17 protein-coding genes and 1 pseudogene are annotated in these 19,443 nt (G+C 71.0%); 10 read left to right on the top strand and 8 right to left on the bottom strand.

Going from position 1 to position 19,443, the window contains the following annotated elements; all coding sequences use genetic code 11:
- Position 1 precedes the first annotated feature (1 nt).
- A complete protein-coding gene (locus FEZ32_RS00320) occupies positions 2 to 1,087 on the top strand; it encodes an ROK family glucokinase (RefSeq protein ID WP_028702805.1) in 1,086 nt (361 codons plus the stop codon).
- Here the strand turns inward: FEZ32_RS00320 and FEZ32_RS00315 are convergent.
- On the bottom strand, positions 1,077 to 1,583 hold the full coding sequence (locus FEZ32_RS00315) for a DUF6314 family protein (RefSeq protein WP_051238213.1): 507 nt from the start codon (positions 1,581 to 1,583) through the stop codon (positions 1,077 to 1,079). The genes FEZ32_RS00320 and FEZ32_RS00315 overlap by 11 nt on opposite strands.
- Positions 1,584 to 1,709: 126 nt before the next feature.
- Between FEZ32_RS00315 and FEZ32_RS00310 the strand changes: the two genes are divergently transcribed.
- From FEZ32_RS00310 to FEZ32_RS00285, 6 genes are all read left to right on the top strand, one after another.
- Complete coding sequence (locus FEZ32_RS00310) at positions 1,710 to 2,480, top strand: lysophospholipid acyltransferase family protein (RefSeq protein WP_028702806.1); 771 nt, start codon at positions 1,710 to 1,712, stop codon at positions 2,478 to 2,480.
- The gene (locus tag FEZ32_RS00305) at positions 2,477 to 3,301 is read left to right on the top strand and encodes a lysophospholipid acyltransferase family protein (RefSeq protein ID WP_097799102.1); all 825 of its coding nucleotides are present in this window, start codon (positions 2,477 to 2,479) and stop codon (positions 3,299 to 3,301) included. Before FEZ32_RS00310 ends, FEZ32_RS00305 begins: the two co-directional genes overlap by 4 nt.
- On the top strand, positions 3,291 to 4,499 hold the full coding sequence (locus FEZ32_RS00300) for an ATP-binding protein (protein WP_138679626.1): 1,209 nt from the start codon (positions 3,291 to 3,293) through the stop codon (positions 4,497 to 4,499). The genes FEZ32_RS00305 and FEZ32_RS00300 overlap by 11 nt, the downstream gene beginning before the upstream one ends.
- A 137-nt stretch (positions 4,500 to 4,636) precedes the next feature.
- The gene (locus FEZ32_RS00295) at positions 4,637 to 5,329 is read left to right on the top strand and encodes a response regulator (protein ID WP_097799100.1); all 693 of its coding nucleotides are present in this window, start codon (positions 4,637 to 4,639) and stop codon (positions 5,327 to 5,329) included.
- A 60-nt stretch (positions 5,330 to 5,389) separates the two neighbouring features.
- Positions 5,390 to 6,784, top strand: coding sequence for a class II 3-deoxy-7-phosphoheptulonate synthase (locus tag FEZ32_RS00290; protein ID WP_097799099.1), 1,395 nt, complete (start codon positions 5,390 to 5,392; stop codon positions 6,782 to 6,784).
- A gap of 85 nt (positions 6,785 to 6,869) precedes the next feature.
- On the top strand, positions 6,870 to 7,517 hold the full coding sequence (locus tag FEZ32_RS00285; protein WP_138679625.1) for an MBL fold metallo-hydrolase: 648 nt from the start codon (positions 6,870 to 6,872) through the stop codon (positions 7,515 to 7,517).
- 50 nt (positions 7,518 to 7,567) lie between these two features.
- On the opposite strand, the gene FEZ32_RS00280 is transcribed toward FEZ32_RS00285, so the two are convergent.
- The 5 genes and pseudogenes from FEZ32_RS00280 to FEZ32_RS00265 form a co-directional block, all read right to left on the bottom strand.
- Positions 7,568 to 8,494, bottom strand: coding sequence for a DMT family transporter (locus tag FEZ32_RS00280; RefSeq protein WP_138680797.1), 927 nt, complete (start codon positions 8,492 to 8,494; stop codon positions 7,568 to 7,570).
- 156 nt (positions 8,495 to 8,650) lie between these two features.
- Positions 8,651 to 8,806 carry a hypothetical protein gene (locus FEZ32_RS14160; RefSeq protein WP_301474132.1) on the bottom strand — a complete coding sequence of 52 codons (156 nt, stop codon included), beginning with the start codon at positions 8,804 to 8,806 and terminating at the stop codon, positions 8,651 to 8,653.
- 182 nt (positions 8,807 to 8,988) lie between these two features.
- Positions 8,989 to 10,240: pseudogene (locus FEZ32_RS00275) on the bottom strand (protein kinase domain-containing protein); the annotation flags it as partial.
- Positions 10,241 to 10,408: 168 nt separating this feature from the next.
- Positions 10,409 to 10,840, bottom strand: coding sequence for a hypothetical protein (locus FEZ32_RS00270; RefSeq protein ID WP_138679623.1), 432 nt, complete (start codon positions 10,838 to 10,840; stop codon positions 10,409 to 10,411).
- A gap of 221 nt (positions 10,841 to 11,061) precedes the next feature.
- Positions 11,062 to 12,162, bottom strand: a complete 1,101-nt coding sequence (locus tag FEZ32_RS00265; RefSeq protein WP_028703135.1) for a polyprenyl synthetase family protein — start codon at positions 12,160 to 12,162, stop codon at positions 11,062 to 11,064.
- Between the two features lie 128 nt (positions 12,163 to 12,290).
- On the opposite strand from FEZ32_RS00265, the gene FEZ32_RS00260 reads away from it, so the two are divergent.
- The gene (locus tag FEZ32_RS00260; protein WP_138679622.1) at positions 12,291 to 13,262 is read left to right on the top strand and encodes a Dyp-type peroxidase; all 972 of its coding nucleotides are present in this window, start codon (positions 12,291 to 12,293) and stop codon (positions 13,260 to 13,262) included.
- A 63-nt stretch (positions 13,263 to 13,325) separates the two neighbouring features.
- Positions 13,326 to 14,243 (top strand): methylenetetrahydrofolate reductase, encoded by a 918-nt coding sequence (locus tag FEZ32_RS00255; RefSeq protein WP_036981611.1) that lies wholly within the window; start codon positions 13,326 to 13,328, stop codon positions 14,241 to 14,243.
- Here FEZ32_RS00255 and FEZ32_RS00250 read toward each other — a convergent pair.
- Positions 14,170 to 16,428 carry a HelD family protein gene (locus FEZ32_RS00250; protein ID WP_051238302.1) on the bottom strand — a complete coding sequence of 753 codons (2,259 nt, stop codon included), beginning with the start codon at positions 16,426 to 16,428 and terminating at the stop codon, positions 14,170 to 14,172. The genes FEZ32_RS00255 and FEZ32_RS00250 overlap by 74 nt on opposite strands.
- A gap of 95 nt (positions 16,429 to 16,523) precedes the next feature.
- Complete coding sequence (locus tag FEZ32_RS00245; RefSeq protein WP_097827679.1) at positions 16,524 to 17,825, bottom strand: carotenoid dehydrogenase; 1,302 nt, start codon at positions 17,823 to 17,825, stop codon at positions 16,524 to 16,526.
- Between the two features lie 413 nt (positions 17,826 to 18,238).
- Here FEZ32_RS00245 and FEZ32_RS00240 point away from each other — a divergent pair, with 413 nt between their 5' ends.
- Positions 18,239 to 19,438: an ABC transporter substrate-binding protein gene (locus FEZ32_RS00240; protein ID WP_097799093.1), complete on the top strand. Its 1,200-nt coding sequence runs from the start codon at positions 18,239 to 18,241 to the stop codon at positions 19,436 to 19,438.
- Positions 19,439 to 19,443 lie beyond the last annotated feature (5 nt).

Genomic DNA, 19,443 nt, shown 5'->3' with positions numbered 1-19,443 from the left:
GGTGCTCAGCATCGGGATCGACATCGGCGGCACGAAAGTGGCCGCCGGTGTCGTCGATGAGTCCGGGACCATCCTTCGCCGACTGAGACGTCCCACTCCCTCGCGGAGCCCGGAGGCCGTCGAGAACGCCATCGTCGAGTCGGTGGACGAGCTCTCCACCGGCCTGTCGATCGGTGCGGTCGGCATCGGAGCGGCCGGATGGGTCGACACCGAACAGGCCCTGGTGAGGTTCTCACCCCACCTCGCCTGGCGCAACGAGCCGCTGCGAGACCGGCTCACCACCCGGATACCCGTCCCGGTGCTGGTCGACAACGACGCCAACGCGGCCGCCTGGGCGGAGTTCCGGTTCGGCGCCGGACGCGGATCCAGGGTGATGGTCTGCCTCACCCTGGGGACCGGTATCGGCGGTGCCCTGGTGATCAACGGCCGGTTGTTCCGAGGCCGCTACGGGATGGCCGGGGAGTTCGGCCACATGACGGTGGTCCCGGACGGGCACTGGTGCCCCTGCGGAAACCGCGGATGCTGGGAGCAGTACGCCTCCGGAAATGCCTTGGTGCGTGACACCAGAGCCCTCATCGAGGAGGGCTCACCGCGGGCCCAGGGTCTCATCGAGCACGTCACCGACCACGATCCGGCCAGACTCGTCGGCCCCGACGTCACCGCCGCCGCGGTGGACGGGGACCAGATGGCCATCGAACTCATCGCCGATGTCGGCCACTGGCTGGGTCTCGGGATGGCCGACCTGGCAGCCGCCCTGGACCCCGATCTGTTCGTCATCGGCGGCGGGGTGAGCGATGCCGGCGAGCTGCTGCTGGCACCGGCCCGGACCGCCTTCGGAAGACACCTCACCGGTCGCGGATTCCGTCCGATGGCCGAGATCGAGCACGCCGCGTTCGGTCCCGACGCCGGGCTCATCGGGGCCGCCGATCTGGCCCGTCACTCCATCACCGAGCCGCCAGGCCCGGCGCGCGGATTCTGGCCCCGCCGTCGCAACCCCCGTCGCGCCCGGCCTCGCCGCCGCCCGATCTTCCAGACCCTCACCGAGGGTTTCGCGGCCCCCTCGGAGAGGTCCTCGATCACTCGGTGATCGGCCGGTACCCGGTCGTCATCGTGTAGTCCTTGTGAGGACCCGACACCGTCCAGGTGATCTGCCAGCCGGCGTCGCAGGAGGCCGGCTCCCGGTCCTGGTCAACGCCCGTACCGGAGCTCCCCGCACCGTGGATGCCCGTATCGGAGCTCTGCGTGCCGCAGTTCCCTGCACCGGAGCTCTGCGGACCGGCGATGTCGCCGCGATAGGTGTCGCGTCCGCACAGATGAGTGACCCGCCCGTCCACCCAGGGATGGAAGAACCGGCCGTCCTCGAAGGTCACCGTCCAGCCCTGCGCCCCCGGCACCAGGAAGAGGGTGCGGGTGAAGGGCCTGGATCCGCCGTCGGTGGTGAGAACCCCCTCCTCGAACCAGCGCACCCGGCCACCGGTCGCCGGACTGAACCGGGCCGTCCCGTGCGCCCGGTAGCGAGCCCCGGTCCGGTGCTCGGCGATCGAGCGGGTGAACGACCAGGATCCGAGCAGTTGTGAGGGCATCACGGCGTCGAGCCTAGGCCCCCTCGGCGGTCAGCACGGGATCGGCGGCACCGGATAGTCTGTGGCCGAAGAGTCACGAGCGCTGGCGGGCCCCGCGCGGGCGGCCATGGTCCAGAAGGGATCCCCATGTGGTACCAGTTCTTCCGGAGCGGTCTGATCCGTCCGATCGTGCGCACCCTGTGGCATCCCTGGGTGGTCGGTGAGGAGAACCTCCCGAGCACCGGCGGAGCGGTGCTGGCCTGCAACCACATCGAGTACCTCGACCCGGTGATCGTGGCGGCGATGATTCCCCGCCAGCTCACCTACCCGGCCAAGAAGGAGCTCTTCCAGGGGGACGGGGGACTCCGGTCCAAGGCGGTCGCCTGGTTCCTCAAGGCGGTCGACCAGGTCCCCCTGGACCGGTCGGGCGGCCGGCGCTCCGTCGAGGGGATGCGTCCGATTCTGGACCGGCTGCGCGAGGGCGGAATGGTCGGGATCTTCCCCGAGGGCACCCGGTCGGCCGACGGTGAGATGTTCCGGGGCAAGACCGGGGTCGCCCGGCTGGCCCTGATGGCCGGGGTCCCGGTGATCCCGGCAGCGGTGGTCGGCACCGGACTGGTCCGCGGCGCGTTCGGCATCCCCAAGGTGGTCCGGCCCGGGATCATCATCGGCAAGCCGCTGGACTTCGAGGAGCTGCGCGGCCGCGAGGAGGAGGCCGCCGTGCTGCGCTGGGTGACCAATGAGGTGATGGACGCCATCCAGCAGCTCGGGGGCCAGGACTACGTCGACGTCTACGGATTCCGCGTCAAGTACGGCAACCTCAAGGGCAAGGACCTGACCCCCTGGCGGCGTCCCCGGCCGGGCGGTGTGCCGGCCCCCGAACCGCACCAGGACAGGGACGCCGGTGGTGCGCGATGACGAGATCGCCGCTGCTGCCAGGAGGTGAGATCGCACTGACCGGTGTCGATCTGCCCGACGGGGCGCTCATCCTCGCCGTCCACCACGTCGGACGCGACGACGCCGTCCTGGTCCGTTCGGCGATCCGCGGGACCACCGGGCGCAGACCCTGGCTGGGACTGGTGATGCCCACCCGGTCGGTGCCCTGGGGCACCTCCGCGCGATCCCGGGCGCTGGCTGTGCTCAGGCAGAGCGGGCTGGTGGTGCTCTTCCCGGAGAACGCGATCGCTCCCGGGGACGGGGTGTTCAAGGGGGACGTCGAGGTCGCCCACCTGGCCCTGGAGACCGGGGTCCCGGTGGTCCCGGCGGTGATCACCGGGGACCGGGGAGCACTTCGGGTCGGCGAGCCGATGGACTTCAGCCGGCACGCCGAGACCCCCCACAGCAGGGCGGTGCTGCGCGCCGTCACCGACGAGGTGATGGAGGCGATCAGCACCCTGGCCGGACTGCCCTACCGGGACATCCCCGCGCCGGCGGCCCGGCAGGAGGCCAGCGCGGCCAGACGGGACCGCTCCCGGGCACGACGGGCCCACCGGGCGGCCGCCCGTCAGCAGCTCATCCTGGAGCGTCAGGAGGTGCGGGCCCAGGCCGCCGTGGAGGCCGCCGACCTGGCTCAGGCCGCCATCCTGGCCAGGGAGAGGGCCAAGGTCCAGGCCCGCGAGGCCGCCCTGGCCGACCGGCTGAGGGCAGCCGGGATCACCCCTGGGGTCATCCACGAGGCGGACCGGCCCGACGAGGCGTACCGCCCCGGCACCGACGGGAACACCGAGGATGAGCACTGATGCCGCCGATCGGCAGACCCGCCGCCTGAGCGCGTCCCGACGCCGTGACGACCCCGCCGGGCGACTCCAGCGGGCCGTCACCGTGCTGCGCTGGGTACTCCTGGGCCACGCCATTCTGATGGGCGTGCTGCGATGGCAGCACAGCAGCCACCCCTGGGCGCTGGCCGCGGTGCTGACGGCGATGCTCGTCTGGACCGCCGTCATGACGGCGTGGGTGCGCCGGGACTCGGTACCGCCACTGGCCCTCACCGGCGTCGACGTGCTCATCGCGGTGTCGGTGACCGCGATCTCCCAGATCATTCTGGGGCCCTCGGTCCGCACCGCCAGTTTCGAGGGGATCGGGTCCTACTGGGTGATCTGCGCGGCCCTGTCGGCGGCCCTCATCCGCGGGCCTCTGCTGGGCTTCCTGGCGGCGCTGCTGGTGATCGCCCCGGGGCTGGCCGGGGTCGGTCACGGGGACCTCTGGGCCTGGAGCGCCGACCTGCTGCTGGTGGTCGCCTGCGTGGTGCTGGGTCGGCTGATCGACCAGATCCGCCGGATGATGGCCGATCGGGAGCGCGATCAGGCGGTGGCCGCCAGGCTGGCCGAACGCGAGCGGCTCGGTAGGATCGTGCACGACGGCGCCCTCCAAGTGCTGTCGATGGTCGAGCGGGAGGGGCCCGACCTGGGCCCGCGAGGCCAGGCGCTGGCGCGTCTGGCCCATGAGCAGGGCGGCCAGCTGCGAAGAATGCTGCAAATGTCGGCGGGGGAGGGGGCCCGGGCCGAGGGCCCTCCGAATCTCAAAGATCTGGTCGCGGCCGTCGAGAGCCATGAGGGGGAGTCGGTCACCGTCTCCGCGATGGCCGGCGAGCTGCTGCTGCCCGCCCATCTGGTCGACGAGCTCGACAAGGCGGTGGTCGAGATCATCTCCAATGTCGCTCACCACGCCGGTGCCGCCGCGCACTGCTGGATCCTCATTGAGGAGGAGGCCGGGACGATCGTCATCTCCGAGCGGGACAACGGCTCGGGGATGTCGCCCGGCCAGGCCGAGCAGGCGGCGGCCGAGGGCCGGATGGGGATCACCCACTCCATCGCCGGGCGGATCCTTGCCCTGGGCGGGACGACGACGATGCGGACCTCTGAGGGCCACGGGGTCGAGTGGGAGATCCGGGTGCCGACCGGCCGTCAGGCAGTGCGACCCGTCCCCCGGACGCAGTGACCGATCGCGGCCGCCCGTGCGGCGCGTTGCGTCGGCCGGACCGGGCCACTGATCGAGCCCTCCGGAGGACCCGACGCCTCCCAGGGTCTGGTCTGGGCGGCACAAGGATGGAAAGCTGGGGTCAGGAGGGCAGCCACATGACCATCCCAGCACCCGCCGGCACGCATCGTGTGATGCTCGTCGACGACCATCCGATGTGGATCGACGCCCTGAGCGAGGATCTCACGGCCGAGGGGTTCAACGTCGTCGCGGTGGCCCATGACGGTGCGCAGTGCCTGCGCCGGGCCCGGGCGGCCCGACCCGACGTGCTGGTCATCGATCTCAAGATTCCCGAACCCGACGGAGCCACCTGCACCCAGATCCTCACCACCGAGTTCCCCTCCATGCACGTCCTGGTGATCAGCGCCTCGGGTGAGCGCGACGACGTCCTGCGGGCCGCCAAGGCGGGGGCCCGCGGATACCTGGTGAAGTCCGCCTCCCGGGCAGAGCTGATCAGCGGGGTGCGTCGCACCGCCGAGGGGGACGCCGTCTTCACCCCCGGACTGGCTGGCCTGGTGCTCGGCGAGTTCCGTCGGATGGCGACCAGGAACGGCGGCGCCAGCCAGGACGCCGGCCCCCGACTGACCAGCCGGGAGGTCGAGGTGCTGCGACGGGTGGCCCAGGGGATGGCCTACCGGGAGATCGCCGAGGAGCTGTTCGTCTCGCACCGCACCGTCCAGAACCATGTCCAGAACGTGCTGCGCAAGCTCCAGCTCCACAACCGGGTCGAACTGACCCTCTACGCCCTGGAGAAGGGCGTCATTCAGCCGGGGGAGAACGAACAGGGCTGAATGACGCCCTCGGATGGGCGGCGTGGGGGGCCGCTGGACACACCGGTTAGACTCACCGCCATGCTTTCCGGTGTTCCCAGTCTCGTCTCCCTGCACTCCATGCCTCACCTGCAGCAGCCGAGCTATCCGGATCCCGCGGAGGTGGACCGGGTGGTCGCCGCCCTGCGCAAGCTCCCCCCGCTGGTCTTCGCCGGCGAGTGCGACGACCTGCGCGAGAAGCTCGCGGCGGTGGCCGAGGGGCGCGGATTCCTGCTCCAGGGCGGGGACTGCGCCGAGACCTTCGCCGGCGTCAACGCCGACAACATCAAGGGCAAGCTGCGGGTCCTGCTGTCGATGGCGGTGGTGATGACCTACGCCGGGCAGGTGCCGGTGGTGAAGGTGGGCCGGATCGCCGGCCAGTACGCCAAGCCGCGGTCCCGCGACACCGAGACCCGCAACGGCGTCACCCTCCCCAGCTACCGGGGGGACGCCGTCAACGGCTTCGAGTTCACCGCCCAGTCCCGGGTCCACGACCCGCGACGGCTGATGAGGATCTACAACGCCTCCGCCGCCACCCTCAATCTGGTGCGCGCCTTCGTCAAGGGAGGGTTCGCCGACCTGCGCGGGATCAACGCGTGGAACGCCGATTTCGTCCGCAACTCCAATGTCGAGACCCGCTACGAGGTGCTGGCCGGGGAGATCGAGCGGGCCCTGGCCTTCATGATGGCCTGCGGGGTCGACGACGACCAGATCAGCACCGTCGACTTCTACGCCAGCCACGAGGCCCTCCTGCTGGACTACGAGCACGCCATGACGAGGATCGACTCGCGCACCCAGCTGCCCTACGACACCTCGGGGCACCTGTTGTGGATCGGTGAGCGCACCCGGCAGACCAACGGCGCCCACGTCGCCTTCATACGATCGATCTGCAACCCGATCGGCATCAAGCTCGGACCGACCACCACCGGTGAGGAGGCCAACCGGATCGCCGATCTGCTCGATCCCGAGCGGATCCCCGGACGGATCACCTTCATCACCCGGATGGGCGCCGGTTCGATCCGCGAGAAGCTCCCCCCGATCATCGAGGCCGTGGAGTCCTCCGGTCGCAAGGTGGTGTGGAGCTGCGACCCGATGCACGGCAACACCTTCGAGGCCGCCAATGGATTCAAGACGCGTTCCTTCGCCGATGTCTGCGCCGAGGTCAATGCCTTCTTCGACGTCCACGAGGCGCTGGGCACCTGGCCCGGAGGTGTCCACGTCGAGCTCACCGGTGACGACGTCACCGAGTGTCTGGGCGGCGTCGACGCCCTCGACGAGGCCGACCTGGCCGCCCGCTACGAGACGGCCTGCGATCCCAGGCTCAACCGCAACCAGTCCCTGGAACTGGCCTTCATGATCGCCGAGAGGCTCTCCGACGGGCGGATCAAGCGCAAGACGGTCAGCCCGCTGGAGCCCTACCGCGGCCTCGACATGTGACCCACGGGTCCCCGCAGAGGAGCGCCGGCACCCGATTCCGCGCGAATCGGTTGTCGGGCCCCGCGGTAGCCGCCAGACTGGGGCCATGAGGATCACACACCTGGGACACTCCTGCATTCTGGTCGAGGCCGCCGACGCCCGGATCCTCATCGACCCGGGCAACTTCTCCGACGGCTGGCGGGGCCTCACCGATCTCACCGCCATCCTGGTAACCCACGCCCACCCCGACCATGTCGACCCCGAGCACATCGCCGATCTGGTCAACGCCAACTCCGGGGCACTGTGCCGTGCCGAGGCCGGCGCGGTGGCCGCGGTGCCGCAGATGGATGCCGACCCGATCATGCCCGGCGACGTCATGGAGGTCGGCGGCGCCACCATCCAGGCGGTCGGCGGGCGCCATGCCGTCATCCATCGCGACATCCCGGCTATCGGCAATGTCGGCTACCTCATCGGGGAGGGGCTCGGCACCATCCTGTTCCATCCCGGCGACGAGCTCGACGAGATCCCGCACGGCGTCGACGTGCTGGCCTGCCCGGCCTACGGGCCCTGGGCGGCGATGAAGGAGACCATCGACTTCGTGCGCGAGGTGGGCGCCGACCACGGCTTCCTCATCCACGACGGGCTGCTCAACGAGCGCGGCAGGTCACTGGCCTACCACCGTCACGACGAGATGAGCGACACCCAGTTCCACGACATGCGGGTCGGCGAGCCGTGGCAGGTCCCGGAGCGCTGACACCGGGCCACTGAGTCTGGCCGGGCCAGACTGTCAGGGTTGGACGGCACTCAGCTGGCCGAGGCCAGGTCTCCCCGGCCGGGACCCTCGGGGACCGCCACGGCCTGCGGCGCGACTCCCGGCTCGAGCTGCGGTGCGGACTCGGCGCGCGGTCCGCGGTGGCGGTGCGGCGGGCGGACCACCAGCACCATCGCGGCCAGGATCGAGGCTGCGCCGAACAGGATCTGGGCGGTGAGCGGTTCCCCCATCAGCCCGATGGCGAAGATCGCCCCCCACAGCGGCTCGGTGCACATCACGACGGCGGCCCGGGTGGCGTCCACCCGCGCCTGGGCCCAGCTCTGCAGGAAGGCCACCACGGCGCTGCACAGCACCCCCAGGTAGAGCACGGCGAACCACTCGTGAGGGGTCGAGGCCATCCGGATGCCTCCGGGGGCGGCGCAGACCAGGCAGACTGCTGCCGCGCCCACCATCTGGTAGAGCCCCAGGGAGATGACGGTGCGGGCGGTGGCCAGGCGTCCCAGGGCCACGATCTGGACGGCGAAGCAGACCGCGGCCGCGAAGGTCAGCAGCTCACCGGTGCCGATCCTGACCCCCGACCCGCCCGCGTTGAGGGCCAGACTGCCCAGGCCGACGGTCGCCAGGGCCACCGCCAGCCACACCGGACGGGGCACCCGCTTACCCAGCAGGGCGGCTCCCAGCAGGGGAGTGACGATGACGTACAGGCCTCCGATGAAGCCGTTGACGGAGGCCGGGGTGGACCTCAGACCAACTCCCTGGAGCACCTGGCCGGCGCCGAACAGGGCGCCGAGCGCCAGTCCCTGAAGGACGGTCCTCCGGTTGGCCCGCCAGGCGCGCGGCATCAGAAGGCCGAAGGCCAGGACGGCGACCACGAATCGATTGGCCAGCAGATCGGTCGGGCTCAGGGTGGTGTAGGCGTCCTTCATCACCACCAGGGTCGACCCCCACAGGGCCGCCATCAGCAGGAGAGCCGCCGGCGCGAGGTCCGAGGACACCCGCGGCCGGTTCCGAAAAGCTGTCATGGGAATAATGCTATACGGGAGAATCTCTCTCCATCAACCTGATCAACGAGAAGATCTAACGACCATGGGGTTCCAGTCCGGATGAACGGTGGTTCAGGACGGTTCCTGAGAGGGATTCTCCTGTCCGGAACCGCCGGCATCGGTCGTGGTGACCGTGATGGCCGGACCCGCCGAGGTGCGCAGGGACACCCCGAACTGGTAGGCCGCCACCCCCACCGCCACCGCCAGCACGGTGATGAGGATGATCATCACCAGACTGCGACGGCGCCGGGCGGCCGGCACCGGGGTGCGGCGGGACGCGACGGTCTGGGGCCGGTGCGCGGTACCCGGCCGGGACGCGGTACCTGGCCGGGACGCGGGGCGATGGTGCTGGACGGAACCCGCCGGCCGGGGTGCCGGTCGCGGGGAGTCCCCGGTGCCTCGGAGGGAGGCGGGCCGGGTCCGGGGGGAGGGTGCCTCCTGGGGTCGGCGCAGTGGAGTCCGCTGGGTGCGAGGGACAGCGGTGTGCTCGGAGTGGCCGGTGGCGTGCGGTGCCCGGGCTGCGGCGGTGCGCTGGGTGTGGGGAGTCGCGGTGTGCTGAGGGCGTCGTACCGGGGTGTGCTGGGACTGGTCGCGCGAGGAGAAGTCGGCTCGGGCCGACGACCGGGGTCCGGCGGGACGGTAGTCGACCGGGGAGACCGGCGTGGCGGAGGACCGGACGGCCGGCAGGGTGCGGGTCGGTGCGGGAACCGGGCTGGCGGGCTGGGCGCTGCCGGCCCGGTGCATCAGGGCGGTGATCGCCGGGTCCTCGGCCCGGCCCCGGGCCAGGGAGGAGCGCACCGAGCGCAGCAGGGCGAGCAGGGCCCGGCCGTCGGCCGGCCGCTCCCGGGGGTCGCGGGCGGTGCAGGTGCGCACCAGGGCGTCGAGATATGCGGGGATCGCGCCGGCCATCTGGCGGCCCTTGACGCCGGCGTGCTGGGTCAGCCACTGCGAGGGGGCCGGAACGTCCTCGTGGACGTGGGCCCAGGCGACCTGGATCGGATTGTCGCCGGTGTGCGGCTTGCGTCCGGTGAGCATCTCGAACAGCACAATCCCGGTGGAGTAGACGTCGGACCGCTCATCCGCGTGGTCCTTGACGACCAGCTCGGGGGGCAGGTAGCTCACGGTGCCGACCAGCACCCCCCGGGTGGCCGAGACGGACTGGTTGGTGATGGCCCGGGCGAGCCCGAAGTCGGCGACCTTGATCTGGCCGCGGTCGGAGATGAGGACGTTCTCGGGCTTGATGTCGCGGTGCACCAGGCCGTTCTCGTGGGCGCTGGCCAGCGCGGAGACGACCGGTTCCAGCATGTCGATGGCCCGCAGCGGGGACAGCGGGGCCTCCTGGGCGATGACATGGCGCAGGGTGCACCCCGGCACGTACTCCAGGACGATGTAGGGGCGGGCGTCGTCGATCCCCTGGTCGAAGACGCTGACGATGTGCGGATTGACCAGTCGCGCGGCCGCCTTGGCCTCCTGGTCGAAGCGGCGGGCGAAGTCCTGGTCCTCGGCCAACTCGTCGTGCAGCACCTTGACCGCGACGACCCGCATCAGATGGCGGTCCTGGGCGCGGTAGACGGTGGCCATCCCACCCCGGGCGATCCGTGAGGTGATCTCGTAGCGACCGTCGAGGACACGACCCACCAGGGGGTCGGTGCTCACAGTCATACTCACAGTTGCCTCACAACACGGTCGGGGAAGAGGGGAAGGCCGTGTTCGCCCGTGCTCTGAAGTGTAGAACCCGGGAGCCAGCGGATGGTGGCGTTGCCGCCCCCCGGCGAGTCCCCTGTTCAGGGCCGGTTCGGCTCGGCGGATCGGCCGTTCGGGGCGCAGCGGTCAGCGCATGCCCTGCTCGTAGAGCCGGTACCCCTGGTCGGTGTGCTCGAAGCACAGCGTCCAGGGCCGGGTGCCGGCCGTGATGCCCCTCTTGGGCGCCGCCGTCGCGGTGATGGTGAGGTGGTAGCAGTCCAGGTTCACCCCGGCCTGGGAGGCCGGCAGTGTCGTCACGGTGCCGAGATCCTTGTACCCGGTGAGTCTGGGCTCGTCGCACCAGGCCCAGGTGCTGGTCCCGGTGAGCTGCTTGGTGAGGGCGCAGTCTCCCGACTTGGCGGCGTCGAGATAGGCCTTCGCCACCTGCTCGGAGGAGGCGGAGGCCGGCGGCACGCTCCCGGAGGAGGACCCGGTCCCCGACTCCAAGCAGCCGGTCAGGCCGCCGGCGATCAGGGCCAGACCGGCGAGACTGGCGGCGAGGGCCATCGCGGATCTCATGAGCGTTCTCCTCGTTTCCTCCGGGGCCCGTCGCCACCCCACGGGCGACCCTCGGCCTCGGCCAGACAGAGCATAGGTCGTCGACGAGTTCTGCCACCACAGAGCCGGTCCGCGGACTGTGCGGTTGCCGGCCCTCCGGATGGCAGATCTCAACCGGCCCCACCACTCACACCGGCCCCACCACTCACGCCGGCCCCACCACTCACGCCGGCCCCGCAGCCTCAGGAGTCGCGGCGCACCGACTGGCGGGCCAGCTCGCGCAGGGCGCGGGCCCCGTCGTGGGTCATCTCGGCGTGGTCGAGGACCGCGACGGCCCGCTGGTAGCCGTTCTCGATGTCCTTCTCGACCTCGGCCCGGGCCCCGCTGCGCTCGATGATCCGCCGGGCGTCGGCGACATCGGCGTCGTCCAGGTCGGGGCGGCCCAGCAGGGATTCCAACCGGGCGGCGTCGGCAGGGGTGGAGGCCGCCAGGGCGTGGGCCACCAGGACGGTGCGCTTGCCCTCGCGCAGGTCTCCACCGGCCGGCTTGCCGGTGAGCCCGGCGTCCCCGAAGACTCCCAGCAGGTCGTCGCGGAACTGGAAGGCCCTGCCCAGCGGGGACCCGAAGTCCAGCATCGCCTGGTGCAGGGAGTCGGTGCCCCCGCCCAGACTCACTCCGATCTGGGCGGGCCGCACGACGGTGTAGCGGGCCGACTTGAACTCCACCACCCGGTTGACCAGGTCCAGGGCGGACTCCGAGGTCCCGCCGGCCAGCCTCGCCTCGGCGGCGACGTCGAGCACCTGGCCGCAGGTCACCTCGGTGCGCACCGCCTCCAGCAGAGGGGTGGCCGCCGAGAGTCGCAGCGGGTCCACGCCGGACCCCGAGAACATCTCCGCGCTCCACACCAGCAGCAGGTCGCCGAGCAGGATCGCCATGTCGGTGCCGTAGTCCTGGGCCGAACCGGAGCCGCTCATCTCGAGATGGGCGGCCTCGAACCGGCGATGGGCCGCCGGGAGCCCACGGCGGGTGTCGGAGTGGTCCATCACGTCGTCGTGCATCAGAGCGGAGACGTGCAGCAGTTCCAGGCTGGCCGCCGCCCGGATCAGCGGGGCGGCGTCCACCGGCTGTCCGGCCGCGGCCACCCGGGCCCAGTAGCAGAAGGCCGGACGGAGTCGCTTGCCCCCCGAGGTGTAGTCGCGAGCGGCCGCCAGTACCGGCTCCAGTTCGGCTCCGATGACCCCCAGCACCGGCTTCTGGGAGTCCAGGAAGCCCGACACAGCGTTCTGGACCGCGCGGCGGAAGTCATCGCCGGCCGGGGCGGCGGGGTCGAAGTAGGCGCACATGGCGCCAGCCTAGGGCTCCGGCCCCCGCGCCCACATCCTGCCGATAGACTCAGGCGGGCCAGCACCGCCGGCCACCGGCGGAGGAGATCACCGTGCTGGCGGAGTCCCAACGTGATAGGGGAGTCATTGTGACAGCGTCCACCTCATCGGATCAGAGTTTCGCCGGCAGGGTTCCGATCGCCCCTCAGCAGGTCGATGCACCGCTGACCCGTTCGGCGATCTTCCTGGTGGTGGGGGTGGTCGACCGTCCCGGCGCGATGGACACCGTCCGTGAGGTGGTGGCCGGCCTCGAGGGGCTGGTCAAGACCATCGGGTTCCGGGATCTGCCCGCCCAGCTGTCGTGCACGGTGGGGATCGGCGCCCGGGTCTGGCCGGAACTGACCGGACTGAGCACCCCGGCCGAGCTGCATCCCTTCAAGGAGGTCCGGGGCGCCGCGCACACTGCCGTCTCGACCCCCGGCGACCTGCTCTTCCATATCCGTTCCAACCGTCAGGACATGTGCTTCGAGCTGGAGCGCCTGCTGCTGGAGGGCCTGGGGGACGCCGTGACGACCATCGACGAGACCTCGGGGTTCCGCTACTTCGACGCCCGGGACCTGCTCGGGTTCGTCGACGGGACGGCCAACCCGGTCGGCCCCAACCTTCCCGCCAGCACCCTGGTCGGTGACGAGGACCCGCAGTTCGTCGGCGGCTCCTACGTCCTGGTGCAGAAGTACCTGCACCAGATGAGCAGCTGGGCGAAGCTCAGCACCGAGCAGCAGGAGGCCATCATCGGCCGGCGCAAGGCCGACGATCTGGAGCTGGACGACGCCGTCGAGGGACAGAAGTCGCACAAGACCCTCAACACCATCACCGACGACGCCGGCGAGCACGACATCCTGCGCGACAACATGCCCTTCGGCAGCCCCGGCCAGGGCGAGTTCGGAACCTACTTCATCGGCTACGCCCGGCACCTGTGGGTGACCGAGAAGATGCTGGAGCGGATGTTCATCGGTGATCCGCCGGGACTCCACGACCGTATCCTGGACTTCTCCGAGGCGAAGACCGGGTGCGTCTTCTTCGCCCCCTCGGCCAGCCTGCTGGCGGGTCTGGCCGGCTGAGTCGGCCTCCCGGGGCGTCTCAGGATCGGCTCCGGTGCTGGTCCTGCTCTAGGGTGAATGGCCATGCAGCCCTCGAAAACCTCCACGGCGACCATCGCCGACCTGCTGGCACGACCCGGACGGCCCCTGCGGTCCTTCGAGTTCATGCCGCCGCGCAGCGAGGAGGACGTCTACCGGCTGTGGCAGGCCACCGATTCGCTGGTTCCCCTCGAGCCCGACTTCATCTCGGTGACCTACGGCGCCAACGGCTCCAACCGGGACCGCACGCTGCGCTGCACCCGGCACATGGTCGCCTCCGGGCTGCGCACCGTGGGTCACCTCACCTGCGTCTCGCAGAGCGTCGCCGAGCTGGAGCAGGCCGTCTGCGACTACCGGGACGCCGGGGTCGACCACATCCTGGCCATCCGCGGCGACATGCCCGGTGGGGCCACCGAGCCCTGGCTGGCCCGGCCCGACGGGCTGGCCAATGCCACCGAACTGGTGAGGCTGGTCAAGCGGGTCAACCCGCAGGCCTGCGTCGGCGTCGGGGCCTTCCCCGACGGCCACCCGGCCTCCGGCGATCTGGACCTGGACGCCCGCATCCTGGCCGACAAGGCCCGGGCCGGGGCCTCCTTCGCGATCACCCAGCTGTTCTTCATCCCCGAGCACTACACCCGGCTGGTGGCCAGGGTCCGAGCCCTGGGATGCGACATCCCGATCATCCCGGGGATCATGCCGATCACCTCATACGGACAGATCCGCCGGTTCGGCGACCTGTCGGGCACCGATGTGCCCGCCGACCTGGTGGCACGACTGACCCGGGTGGCCGATGACCGGGCCGCGGTGCGCGAGATCGGCCTGGAGGCCGCCGCCCAGCTGTGCTGCCGGCTGCTCGACGAGGGAGCGCCCGGCCTGCACTACTACACCCTCAATCGGTCGCGTGCGACCACAGAGCTGCACTCCATGGTGCGTGATCGCCGGCCGCAGCTGTGGGATCGCTGATCCCCAGCACCACCAGCCGCTGGGTCGGGCGGGTCAGTGCCACGTAGAGCACCCGTACCCCGCCGGGAGCCTCGGCGACGATGTCGTCGGGATCGACCACCACGGCGGCGTCGTACTCCAGCCCCTTGGCCTGCATCGTGGTGACCGGGATCACCCGGTCCGTCCAGGCTGCCAGCGGCGAACCCTCGGTCACCAGATCCCGGGCCACCCCGATGAGGGAGGGCGGGCAGATCACCCCGATGGTGCCTCTCACCTGGTCAACCAGGTGTGACACCCTGGCGGTGATCTCCTCGGCCAGATGCGCCCGGTCGGTGCGCGCCAGCTCCGGCTGGATGCCGGTGGAGCGCACCGCCTCGGGCAGATCGGCGTCCGGGTGGACGGTGGAGATGACATCGGCCGCCAGGTCGAAGACCTCGGCGGGGGAGCGGTAGTTCTTCGTCAGCCGGAAGGTCCGCCGCGGCGCATGGCCGGTGAGCTCGGCCACCGCGGCGTCGGTCTCGGCCGGATAGGGGTAGGCCGACTGGGCCGGGTCCCCGACGATCGTCCAGGACGCCTGGGGGCCGCGCCGGCGCAGCATCCGCCACTGCATCGGGGTGATGTCCTGGGCCTCGTCGACCAGGACATGGGCGAAGGTGTCCTGAGGTTCCTCGTCGGACTCCGGGGTGCGGGAGTCGCTGAGGGTGTCGGCCATGGTCACCAGCTCCTGGACGTTCTCCCCCTCCTCGATGAAGACGGGCCGGTCGGCGTCCGGGGCGGCCGGGGTCGGCCCCAGCACCGCGGCCAGCTCGTCGAGAAGGGCGACGTCGGCCACCGACCAGTCCCGGCGGCCGTGCTCGTCGGCGTCGGGGATCGAGGCGGAGAGCACCGCCCGGTCGGTCTCGGTCAGGTCGGCGGCGACCCGGTCCATCACCTCGGGGGAGGCCAGCCGGGCCAGCTCGTCTGCGGGGCTCATCGGCGGCCACCAGGCGTTGAGGAACATCCGGAAGGAGGCTTGGGAGGTGACCATCTCGTCGAAGTCCTCACGGGTCAGATCGTAGGAGGCGATGGCCTCCTGGGGCATCCGCGACCACAGCTGGTCCAGCAGGGACTGGGTGACCGGGGTGAGACTCCGGTTGTACCTGTTGCGCGCCAGGATGCGGGTGCGGGTGCGGGCCAGGGTCTTCGCGGCGAGGGTGAGCACCTCCCCCTTGACAGTGACGCGCAGGCTCAGCGCCGAGGGGTCGGCGGTGAGCGGCAGTGCGACCAGCTGCTCGAGCAGGTGCACCATCTTGAGGCTGCCCTTGAGGGTGGCCGCGTGGGACTCGTCGAGCCGGTCGGAGCCGTGCTTGAGGACATCGGTGGCCAGATCGCCGACCGAGCGCAGGGTGACCGAGTCCTCGCCGAGGCTGGGCAGCACCCGTTCGATGTAGTTCATGAACACCTCGCTGGGCCCGACGACCAGCACGCCGCCGTTCTCCAGTCGGGTCCGGTGGGTGTACAGCAGGAAGGCGGCCCGGTGCAGGGCGACGACGGTCTTGCCGGTTCCCGGTCCGCCGGCGATCGTGGTGACTCCCTGGTAGGGGGCGCGGATCGCCTTGTCCTGCTCGGCCTGGATGGTGGCCACGATGGAGTGCATCCGGGTGTCTCGGGCGCGACTGAGGGCGGCCATCAGGGCCCCCTCGCCGATCACCGGGAGGTCGTCGGGGTTGGCGGCGTCCAGCAGGTCGTCCTCGATGCCGATCACCTTGTCGTCGCGGCAGCGCAGCACCCGCCGCCGGGTGGCCCCCATCGGGGAGCTGGCGGTGGCCCGGTAGAAGGGCTCGGCGGCCGGCGCCCGCCAGTCGATGACCAGCGGCTCGTAGTCGGCGTCTCGGACCCCGATCCGACCGATGTGGCGCACCTCCTGGTCCCCGGCCAGGTCCAGACGGCCGAAGACCAGACCCTCGTGCTCGGAGTCCAGGACCGCCAGTCGGCGCGCCGCGTTGAAGGCGAAGGCGTCGCGCTCGAACATCGCGGTGGCGTCCTCCTCGCGGACCCAGGTGGTCCGGTCGGAGTGATAGATCTGCCGGCTGGCGTCGGCCAGTCTCTTCGCGGCGGCGGTGTCCGACTTGAGCTGTGCATAGACCCGGTCGACGTGCGCCTGCTCGGCGGCGATCTCCTGGGCGACCGTGTCCACGGTCGTGGCGGCGGAGGAATCAGAGGTCAACGAATTCTCCCTGGGGTGGGCGTCCAACCCGCGTCTGCACGCGGGCTGACGGGAGAGTTTACGCGCTCCCGATCGGTTCGGAGCACGATCTCGCCTCAGGCCGACGGCATCCGGCGGTGGGCTCGCCCGTCCGCCCCGACCGCCCGGTTGGTGGGGGAGACGTCCTCCCCGGTCAGGTGCAGGTGCACCTGGTAGGCCGCCAGCGCCCCGGTGAGCAGCTGCGCCCAGGGTTCGGGCCCGCCGTGGGAGGCGGGGCTGGCCGCCAGGGTGGCGACGCCGTCGTGCCGGGTCCAGCCGAGCACCGGACGCCGCCGCCAGCCCCCGGTGTCCGACAGGGCCGGTCCCCGGGCGGGATCGGGCACCGGCCGGGTGTGGTCGTCGGTGACGGTGACCAGCCGGTCGCCGTTGCGCCATCGCCATCGCACCACCGGGCCGTCGGGGGTGTGCTCGATCTGCTCCCGGATGCCCTCATCGGCGTCGCGGGGATCGGGTGCGAGGGTGGTGGTGAGGGTGCGGACCGGGGCCCAGAAGGTCTGCTGTCGGCGGATCGGGCGTCGACGGACCGGCGGGGCTGTGGCCTCGACCACCGCGTCAGCGGGGCCTTCGCTGCCGGTGCCTGCCGCAGCGTTCACCGGCGCCCCGGACGCCGGTCGGGTCCCCGCGAGGACCGCGATGCCGCGCCGGTCGAGCCTGGCGTCGAGAAGGTCCAGCAGGGGCTGGAGATCGGTGGGGCCCTGCGGCCCGACCAGGTGCCACCGGCCGAACACCCGTGGGACGGCCAGGTCGGCGGCCAGCAGGACGCCCCCGGCCCCGGGCCGGGTGCCTCCCTCCAGGGGGCCGAGGCTGTCCAGGCAGGCCGCCAGCAGGTCAGGCAGGTCCCTGGTCAGGCCGGTCAGTGCCGGGGTGGTCCTGATCGTCTCGGGCAGGGAGCCGACTCGCGGTGTCGAGGTCACCGCGCGCTCCACCCCCAGGCGGCGCCTCGCCTGCCAGATCTCGTCGGCCCGGTCCAGGACGGCCCGCCAGCAGTCGGCGACGTCGGGCCCGAAGCGCCGGCGCACTGCCGACAGCTGGTCGGCGCGCTCGGTGGGCAGGGTGAGCTCATCGCCGTCGAGCAGGTGCACCGGCGACGGGGCCTGGACCAGTCGCAGCCCCCGCCCGGACAGTTCGGCGTCCATGCTGCGTCCGGACTTGGCGAACAGGTCCTTCCATGCGGAGGGGAGTTCCAGCACCGGCGGGAGGGTGGCGGCCAGCGGACGGGTCGAGTCCCGGCGCCATCGAGGGTCGGCGCAGACCAGACTCACCCGGTGGCCCAGTCGCGACAGCCGCAGTGCCGCCGCCAGAGCGACGAGGTTGTCGCCGTGAACGGTGACGCGGAAGGGCTGATCGGCGGGTGGCACCCGTCCATTCTGCCGTCCCGGCAGGGCGTCGTGCAGCCTCCGAAGGGCTGCCACGGTGCTTCGGCGTCTCAAGAGGAGAGATGGGGTATTGACAAGTGAGACGGAGTTGGGATGGGGAGGAGCTCGGCCTACGGTGATTCCACCCCGTGGACGTGGGGGTTGTTGGTGAGAGGAATGCCGAGGCATGGCCGAGCAGATGGATTCAGCACGTCGCCCACAACGGGCCTGTGCGATCTGTATGTGCTCCTGTCCCTGCTGACCTGAGCCTCGGCCGACCGTGATCGGCTGCAGACGAGTCGTCAATCCGGATCTCTCCCGAACCCACCGAGTCACTCCCTCGGGTCCCCTGCGCCCCAGTGAGACACCGCGTTGTCTCCACCCGGCGACGGACCCCTTCTGCAGAAGAAGTTGTCATGTCACACAATGAATCGAATGGACCGCGCCCCACCGGTCCCCACTCCGAATCCGACCATCCCGGTGCGAGCCGTCCCGGCACGGTCCCCGGGGAGTCCTCCGCCGAGCGGATCGTGCTGCCCTCCGGCGCCGTTCTGGTCGACGAGGCCTCCGAGGACCAGCACCGCGGCATCAGCCGCCGCACCTTCGTCACCGGTGTGGCGGCCGCCGCCCTGGGCGGACTGGCGCTCGGCGGTGGGGTCGGCGCTCTCATCGGGCGCTCCGGACAGCGGGGTTCCGCCCCTGCTGCCGCCGAGGTGCGCAATCGCCCGCTGTCGATCATCTACGGCGGAGACGTCTGTGACGCACCCTCGATCGTCGCCAAGGAGAAGGGCTTCTTCAAGGAGGCCGGGCTGGATGTCACCCTCCACCGCACGGTCGGCGACGAGGACATCAAGGCGGCCGTCGGCTCCGGTCAGTTCGACGCCTCCTCGGGGATCTTCTACTCCTGGCTGAAGCCGGTCGAGGAGGGCCAGAACGTCAAGTTCGTGGCCGGCTTGCACGCGGGCTGCCTCAGGCTCGTGGTGCCCAAGGGCTTCAAGGGGACGGTGGCCGACCTCAAGGGCGGCACCATCGGCATCCCGAGCCTGTCCTCCAGCGCCACCATGTTCTTCTCGATGGACCTGCTGGACGCCGGCATCAATCCGCTGCCGGAGGCCAGGCAGGTGCACTGGAAGGTCCTCGACCCCTCGACCCTGGCCGATGCGCTGCGGCGCGGTCAGGTGGACGCCATCGCGACCTCGGACCCGATCGCCTACCGACCCATCCTGGGCGACTACGGGATGGAGCTGGCCAGCAACATGAGCGGTATGAACAAGCAGGCCTACTGCTGCTGCACCGCTCTCAACGGCGACCTGGTGCGCAAGGAGGAGCCGCTGGCCCGCAAGCTCATCGAGGCCTGGTGCCGCGGGTCGCGCTATGTCGCCGGCCATGAGGCCGAGGTGGCTCACATCGAGGTCGACAAGAAGTACGTCGCGGGCGACGTCGGGACCATCCAGAAGCTGCTGTCGGGATACGTCTGGGAGCCCTCGGTGGCGAAGCTGAAGGCGGCCCTGCTGCCGGGCATCGGGAAGTTCCAGAAGACCGGTTACCTGGACGCCGGTGCGAACCCGCAGAAGCTGGCCGACAAGGCATTCGCGACACTCGGGATCGGGTGGTGAGCGCG

Origin of the sequence: Acidipropionibacterium jensenii (assembly GCF_005890135.1) — a bacterium.
Taxonomy (GTDB): domain Bacteria; phylum Actinomycetota; class Actinomycetes; order Propionibacteriales; family Propionibacteriaceae; genus Acidipropionibacterium; species Acidipropionibacterium jensenii.
The sequence above is the reverse complement of the archived record's forward strand: the minus strand, read 5'-3'. Positions and strand labels throughout refer to the sequence as shown.